Below are 7,698 nucleotides of genomic sequence, written 5' to 3' on the forward strand. Positions count from 1 at the left end.
CAAAGGTGCTTTCACCTCAGATCAGGCACTGCTAAAGCTAGTATATTTAGCCTTCAGAGAGCTATCTAAGAAGTGGACGATGCCAATGCACAACTACCAGCCTGCGTGCATCCATAACAGATCCAGTCTCGTTCTTTTTGTATTTCCTAACCACTAATTTCATTTCCTCCTTTATCCTTTGACTGGACATAGCAAGGTCTTCAGCTTTTATAGGCGTAATCTTTCCTTTATTGATAGAATCGAATGAAAATTTTACTCTTTTACTCATGATCTTTCTTATTTTAAGTTACTGTAATAACTGTAATTTTTCAAGAGATACTTCAAATTTATGAATTTATTTTCATCAACTGCAATATATCTATCAGGATATGCAGCGAGAATAAGTGTATCAACACTTGTTGAATTAGATTCCGTTGCATCAAGAATGATAAGTCCTGCAGCTTTTCCTGTGAACGGTAAATAGCTGTCTTTATCATAGATCTCCGCAACCCAGATAAACTTGGGCATTTTCGACAACAGGATTGTACTTCTTGTTCCCTGTTCCATTTTATCCAATTTAGATATATGGTTTTTAAAGGATCTACTTGAAGACAAAAAGCATCTGATTACAAACCCATCGCTAAATTTATAGCCAAGAAAAGAATCCTTTAATATTTGCAATATGAGATTTTTTGCAACATAGGCTTCAAGATAAATTTTTGGATATAGCGGAACAACAATTGTATCGATCTGATAGGCTTTTGATTAAAAAATATTCCATCCCTCTGTTTTTTATCCCTGACATTTCCAGCAGGTCGGTTGACTCCTCAACCACCAATCCTAATTGTAGAACTCCAGATAATGATTACGATAGTCCGGCATAGCGATAATCTCTTTGCCCTTAAACCCGACAGTAGGTAGTGTATTTGCGATGTGTTTTTCTGATAACCCGATTATTTAGTTATCGTAATTAAATGTTTACCTTTTTTAATTCCTGCATTTCATTTTTCAATAATTCCCGTCCCCATTCCTGGTACAGGATATTGCCCTCCCTGAGTGTTACTTTTCCTCTGGAAATATGGGTTAAAATGAAAGCCACGTAAATACCTGACATGATTGCCTTTAGTAGGCCTTTTGAACTTATCGGATTGTAAGTAATAAATGCATCACCGGCAAAAAAGAGGTTATCAATCCCGTAAGGTGCCAGTATGCTCCAACTGGTTACATAATTTCTGGATACAACCACTTCATATGGCCTTTTAAAATGGTCCTGTATAAACTCAGCAATGCTGAATTCGAAACTGCCGTTGCGCGAACAGGTTACCGAACAGGTTTGATCATTGATCATACTGCAATATATCCATGAACCGTTCCTGCTCTCAAAATACGCCCTGGGCAATCTGGCAGGAATGTGTTCAAATTTCAACTGGGTATAGCTGCAAACCTGTTTCTCCGAATGATAAATTCGCCGCAGGTTAAATTTGCCGGCAGTGATAGACTTCAAACCTGTTGCATCTACCAACCTCTCGAGTTCAAAAACCCCCTTATCGGTATCTACCGCCTTTACCATATTTCCCTGCAAAGGAAACCCGATGATTTTTACGCCGGTCAGGATTTTACAGCCCGCACTGATTGCCTTCTGCTGCAAAACTTGATCAAATTCAGCCCTGTCAAAGTTAAACCCCTGCCAGCTCTGCTCTTCGTTGAAAAAATCTGTCCTGCTCTCCCCGTCAATAGTAATGAGAACAGAATTATACCGCAACGGCTTGCTCTTCATTAATTGATCAAACACGCCGAGCTGTTTCAGCAGCGGTTCAATCCCGGGGTGACAGCTTTCCCCGGGGCGAATTTGCCGGGCCTTTGATGTGACCTCCAGAATGGTCACATCAAAGCCGGCTTTAGAAAGTTCGATGCCGGTTGCCAGTCCGGCAACACCACAACCTAAAATCACAACGCGTTCCAACACTTAGGCTAATTTCCAATCTTCTTTCAAAGTCCTGGTGGCGACAGATCCGCCGGCATCAACCAAATAGATGAGTTCGTCCGTTATACTAAATTGCAGCGTGGTTATATCCAGATTAACAAAGGATGCGCGGTCAGGGCGGACAAATATATATTTGTATAAAACAGAATCTGACAGCTGAGGGACGGCCGCCCTTGCACTGATGAGGTCTGCATCAGCTTCGCCCGGTTTTGAAACACTGACCAGCTTGATCTGATCTGCATTGATTTCATCATTGAGCTGTTTCAATTTCTTATAGCTGACCACGCGTTTCAAATATTCCTCTGCATCTATACCTGCAAGCAAATGATAATTAAACTTGTTCTCATACACGTTTAAGGTATAATCTACATATTCAAATCTCTTGAAGGTTACAGTTTTCTGTGAACGTTTATAGTTCGGGCCCAACTCGCCGTCCCAGCCTGTACCCTGCCCGTTTGCGCCAATTTCTGCATCCAGCAACGGGAGAACAGTCGCCCGGGTGGGCCAGAAACTTCTGGAGATATCTGGTGCAACGGCCGGCCAGAAAGAACTGAGTGCCGCACATAATTTTGAATCTTCAGGGAAAGGGCTTCCCAATCCATAGGCGGAAAGGTGTGTGATGGCTTCCTGGTTCCTGATCGTAATATCAAAACTAGTGTCCCAGCCGGGAGCAAAAATACCCGCAGCCCCATCTGTCAGATAAGAAATACGGTTTTCTTTTGCCGGATCTTTAAAGTTGGTCGTTATACCGGAAATGACCGGTAAACATACAAGTGAGGTAATGGTATTCCAGGCATCATCAGCTTCAATATCAAATTCATGATGCGAACTTATATTTGGATACATCCTGGTATTGCATAAGGTCTCCGGCTGCCGGAACCAGGGATTGGCCAAAAGCTGTAAGCTCTGATGCAGGATTTCAGATTGTTCTACAAAAGGAAAGAAATCTGGTGCGGCCACAATGGAATAAGCCGGTAAAACTTTGCCGACCTCAGGCAATCCTGAAAGGTTGACTACCACAGCACCGTCCCCGGTAAAATCCTTATAGTGTAATGCATTATATTGTTCAGGAAATATCTGACTGGCAATATCTTCGCTTAAATTGAGATCTGTCAGGCTGCCATCCTGTTCCACTTTGGTGCGGATATGCATATATTCAGGCCCTGTTCTGGCTCCTTCTGATGACCGGAGTTCCAAGCTGGTAGAAAAATCTGCCAGGGTGTTGCCCTTCCTTTCCAGTTGCCAGCCATTTTGCGTTTGTGGAAGTGCAGGCTTCGTCAATACGACATGATTTCCCTTCATTGCTGCTTTATCCACCAGGCTGTCGTGTACAGCGGGTTTCAGCAGATTGTCTGCAGCTGAAAATGAAGCTATCTCGTCTGAGATCACAAATGGATCGTTCAGCAGATCGGCCGTAGAATGCCCGGTTTCTAAAGAAAAACGTTGTTTAACAAACTGGTGTACCCTTTTGATCTTCTCGTTTTTATGGTTGGCAGAAAAACTTACAGCCACTGTTCTGCCGTCTATACATTCGTTTCCGCTAAACAATTTCTGTACAGGGACCCAAAAGTCCAGTTCCCGGTCTATCGGTGCCTCATCAGTATCATTGATGTCTTTTCGCATATTTTTGCCGAGAAAGCTTTCATCACCTCTATGTTTAATGGCAATGTAGGCACAGTACCTGGCCGGAAGGACTCTTATTTTATGCGGATCATCGGCAACCAGCGCGTCGAAACTCCTTGTTTCAGGGTTAAAGAAAGATGCTGCAGTACCAACGCGGGCAACACCGGTTCTGCTGTAAACAATGTTTGCGTGTTTTTGATGTGGTGTGTCAACGGCAGTCCGGTACTGGCTTGCATACACTACGATAGCCAGCTCGGCCCCTTTTGCCTCGCTAAATAAAAATGACAGTGACGGAGGCGTGATTCCAAAAACAAAGTTTTCGATGAGTTCAAGCTCAGACAGGTCAGGGAAGTAAGTCAGCTTGTGCGCTTTACTTTTATCCTGCCATAATACATTCGGGCTTGACAGCGCATGATACAGCAGGCTGCTGGCGGGATTACGGGGGCAGATCCCTTTGTTATCCTCGAAGGCATAGTCTTCAAAGCCGGGAAATTCCCTGTCGATGTTGTTTAACGGAGCGAGCAATGCCTTCCGCAAATTCTCATGCGTTTTTTGAACAATATCCAGTTCGTTATTTGTAACTGAAAGCAGCATATCTCTCCATCCATGACTGGCAAGTTTACTGCACAGTTCATTTACATTTTGTATTAAATTCATTTGAGCGTTTGTTTAATAAAGATGATTGAATAGGAACCAGGAGTAAATTGAACCTGATTCCTGAAGCATATGTTATCCTATAATCTGGATATCAATTGTCAGTGATTCATTTTCAGCATAAAGAACCTGGATCTGTTTATACTCCGACACCTCTTCCGTCAGTGTTTTGGAAAATGGCTTGGCCGTCATTTTCATTGGTCCCGGAACTTCGTTGACAAGGAGTTCTACAAGCAGAATTTCCGCATTGATCCCCTGTGATTCCGCAACTTCAATAGAAGCCGTATCGCGGCTGTGAGGAGTCATCACTGAACCATGGATGGTAAGTGAAGCAGGTTCCTCTTTGAGATTTAAAAGCGCATTAACTGTTAGATTTGTCATAATAGTTATGTTTATTTTGGTTTATTGTTAGCAGATTGTGTTAAGAAAGGTATACTGGGGGCGAAGAAAAATTCCCCTCCGCGAAACTTGACGAAGTTGCTGAAGTTAAACCTGGTAGGGTGAGAATGTGACAGATCGAGGTTTCCAACATCAGGCAGGCTCGTGTGTCCATGATGGCCGCCATATTCTTTCCGCCAGTTATGATCCGGATTTCCACCGGCGCCGGAAAGTTGGGAGGACTGACCGATGAGGGTGTCTATTCCCGTTTCAGGGGAACTACCATCCTGCCCGGGCGCGGAAGAGACTTTGAACCCGGTATTATTGGCCCAGGTTTTCTGCATAAAAGAAAATTGCTTTACAATGGAACTCTGGAAACAGGCAAATAACAATCCTACTCCGCCGGTCGGCAGGTCGTCCAGTGCCTGAAAAGCATTTGGATTTTTAATCCTTTCCCCATAAGGGATGCCCCTGCGCGTAATGCGCCTTGACTGATCACCGTCTTCGCCTTCGCCCACATTCTGACGCGGGTTGGTTTTTCTGATATGCGCCTGAAACGGGCATTTCAGTCCGAGGCTGTCGTCAACCGACCTGGGATTAGGGTTCCCCGACGCATCGCGTCCGTCGTACCTGAAGTTGTTGTCCTTACCCGGAAGGAAGCCATCTGTAGACGACAAGACTAAGGGTGTCCCATCCCTGAACCTTCCTACAGCCATTGCGCCGGCACGCTCCCGGTCTTTACCTGTCAGCTTTAATTTATCGGCCAGGTTCTGTTCAGCCATCGAAAATCTTAATACATCCTGTTCCAGTTTTCTGAATACAAAGTAACTTCCGAATGACCCCGGAACGTTGCTTGCAAGATCTTCCTTCAACAGGATTTCCAATGGTGCCTTCGGATCCCAGAGGTCAATATCGCCGCTTTCTTTACGAAATGCTTTCTCATTTATTCTTTCTTTTCTCGGGTTGCCCATCTCAAAATCAGTGGTTAAATACAGGGGCTGGCTCCTCCCATCCACATAACCGAAATGTTCTATTCCCTCACCTTCATTGTTCCTGAGCGCCTTGCCCAGCTCGATGGCAACAACCTGAATTCCAAGTTTCTCAAATTCGGTAACGAAAGACCGCGTTTCGCGTAAAAGATAGGGTTCACTATCGTCTGCCAGTAACAGCATTGCATCAATCTGCAACCCGTCTAATTTAAGATACGCTTTCTCCAAAGGCTCAAGTTCCGGTTCTTCGGTGATCACTTTCTTTTCAAAGAGCTTCCACTTTTGCAGTGCCGGCAATGATGCTATAGCTGCGGGATCTACGGCGGAAAGATCAGCGGGAATATCTCCGAGATCGGCACCAAGTGCAGTCATTCCCTTCAGGAAACTGTCACTTTGAGGGAAAATTTTCTCCGCCCCAGGTGGCACATTATCCTGATCTTTAAACATTGCCGACATCAGGTCTTTTCCAACACCCATCTTATTGTAGGCAGTAGCAGCCAGGAAAAAGTTTCCGAATAAAGATCCCGGAATGCCGAAGCGTTTGAAATACTTACTTTCCTCTGCCTGTTGAAAAGCTGATGTGACATACTGAACGGAGATTTTACTGATCAGGTCCTTTAATTGTTTCCCCGTGATGGAGAACTGGATGAAGATGTTGGCACTGAAATTCCTTCCATGTCCCTGTAGGATATTGCCCTGAAGATTTTCTAACATGGCTTTGTTTTGGGGAGCAAAAGGATCAAGCGGACTAAAGGGAAGTCCCGCGGGTTTGGTTTGTTTTTTTGTCATGATGATAATAATAGTTACCTAAGTATCAATTCATGCTATCGATAAATACGATACTTATTACATCTAAATTATGCAGGATAATAAGGTTCGGCAATGACTATTTCTTGTCATTATTTGACCGCAAAATAATGATGATATTCTGCACATCATTATCCATCAGTCTGCCGTGATTTCTTCATCATCAAAACGCATAATTATTGGATGATAGATTATAAAAATAATTGACGCGAAATTCCTAAAGGCATATTTTATTGACCCGCAATAAACTGTATCCAGATTTGATCAGCTTAGGTTTCAAGGATGTAATTTTGAACAGATGAATCGAAATTTTAAGACCAATATTCTCTGATATGATAGAAAAATACAACTCCCTCATATTTTACACCCTGTTGATTGTTGGTGCATCCATTGTGGTATTCAGTGCATATTACACCTATAGTCAAACCCGTGACGAGACGCACAGCAAACAGCTGTTTTTACTGACTTTAATGAGTTGCCTGATCGGTTCAATCGGCACTATCCTGGGCCATATTGATTCAGATAAAAATGAAGCCCTTGCCAAAGCAAGTGCACTGGAAGCCAAGGAGAATGCCCAGGAAGCCAAAAGAAATTACGCACTATACAGTGCCCAGTTACATGAAAACCTGGACACCGCCAAATCAACCCTCCGGACATCTCATATCATTATAGATACGCTCAATAAGAACCTGGAACTGACCACCGGTGTGTTAAAGAATAACATCGAAGCGAAGGATCTCCTGACTGCGCAAATGAAATCAACCGGCGAGATTTTCAGGCGTACTACGGTAACGATAGCCAATTCTTCAAAAGCCCTCGAATATAGTTCCAAAACGCTGAGTGAAATGGAAAGGCAAAATACTCCGTTAAGAGATATTGGCCTGTCATTTACGATCATTTACCCAATGGGCAAAAATTATAAGTCGCTGGATTCGCTTGTTGCTGTATATAAAAATGAGCTTACAAGTTCTAGTTATGTATATCGGTATGCAAGTCGCAAAACGAGCGTTAATGGTAGGAATAGTCAGGAAAAAACAAGAAAAACATCTACTTTACACAAAGGGGATTTTGAGGTGATCAGAGATACACTTTTTGGAACTGTCAACAATGAGATCATCAAGCTGAACTATAATAGTTTTGATAAAAAAGACGGGCTGTACAGATACGTTTTTAAGGTTCCCCGGTTTTATGTCTATAACGGTGATACTGGGCCAGCGAAAACGGATGATAGCGGGCCAGTCATTACGATAATCAGTGGGCCACTTTTCAATACAATTATAAGGG

General features: G+C 43.3%; 6 protein-coding genes. 1 reads left to right on the plus strand and 5 read right to left on the minus strand.

The window, feature by feature from the left end; all coding sequences use genetic code 11:
- Positions 1–276: 276 nt before the first annotated feature.
- The 5 genes from BLW16_RS22620 to BLW16_RS22640 all read right to left on the minus strand — a co-directional run bounded on the left by BLW16_RS22620 (position 277) and on the right by BLW16_RS22640 (position 6,396).
- Complete coding sequence (locus BLW16_RS22620) at positions 277–546, minus strand: hypothetical protein (protein WP_090560164.1); 270 nt, start codon at positions 544–546, stop codon at positions 277–279.
- A 403-nt stretch (positions 547–949) separates the two neighbouring features.
- Positions 950–1,945, minus strand: a complete 996-nt coding sequence (locus BLW16_RS22625; RefSeq protein ID WP_090560165.1) for an NAD(P)/FAD-dependent oxidoreductase — start codon at positions 1,943–1,945, stop codon at positions 950–952.
- A complete protein-coding gene (locus BLW16_RS22630; protein ID WP_090560166.1) occupies positions 1,946–4,243 on the minus strand; it encodes a hypothetical protein in 2,298 nt (765 codons plus the stop codon). It lies immediately after the preceding gene.
- 72 nt (positions 4,244–4,315) lie between these two features.
- Positions 4,316–4,621: a hypothetical protein gene (locus tag BLW16_RS22635; protein WP_090560167.1), complete on the minus strand. Its 306-nt coding sequence runs from the start codon at positions 4,619–4,621 to the stop codon at positions 4,316–4,318.
- An 11-nt stretch (positions 4,622–4,632) separates the two neighbouring features.
- Positions 4,633–6,396: a Dyp-type peroxidase gene (locus BLW16_RS22640; RefSeq protein WP_090560168.1), complete on the minus strand. Its 1,764-nt coding sequence runs from the start codon at positions 6,394–6,396 to the stop codon at positions 4,633–4,635.
- 350 nt (positions 6,397–6,746) lie between these two features.
- On the opposite strand from BLW16_RS22640, the gene BLW16_RS22645 reads away from it, so the two are divergent.
- Positions 6,747–7,698 (plus strand): hypothetical protein (locus tag BLW16_RS22645; RefSeq protein WP_139298388.1); only part of this gene is annotated, 952 nt, incomplete at its 3' end.

Source organism: Pedobacter hartonius (assembly GCF_900107535.1).
GTDB classification, from domain to species: Bacteria; Bacteroidota; Bacteroidia; order Sphingobacteriales; family Sphingobacteriaceae; genus Pedobacter; species Pedobacter hartonius.

Bases quoted from the DNA above. Each gene is read 5' to 3' on its own strand.
- BLW16_RS22620 (WP_090560164.1), bottom strand. From the start codon at position 546: ATGGAACAGGGAACAAGAAGTACAATCCTGTTGTCGAAAATGCCCAAG.
- BLW16_RS22630 (WP_090560166.1), bottom strand. From the start codon at position 4,243: ATGAATTTAATACAAAATGTAAATGAACTGTGCAGTAAACTTGCCAGT.
- BLW16_RS22635 (WP_090560167.1), bottom strand. From the start codon at position 4,621: ATGACAAATCTAACAGTTAATGCGCTTTTAAATCTCAAAGAGGAACCT.
- BLW16_RS22640 (WP_090560168.1), bottom strand. From the start codon at position 6,396: ATGACAAAAAAACAAACCAAACCCGCGGGACTTCCCTTTAGTCCGCTT.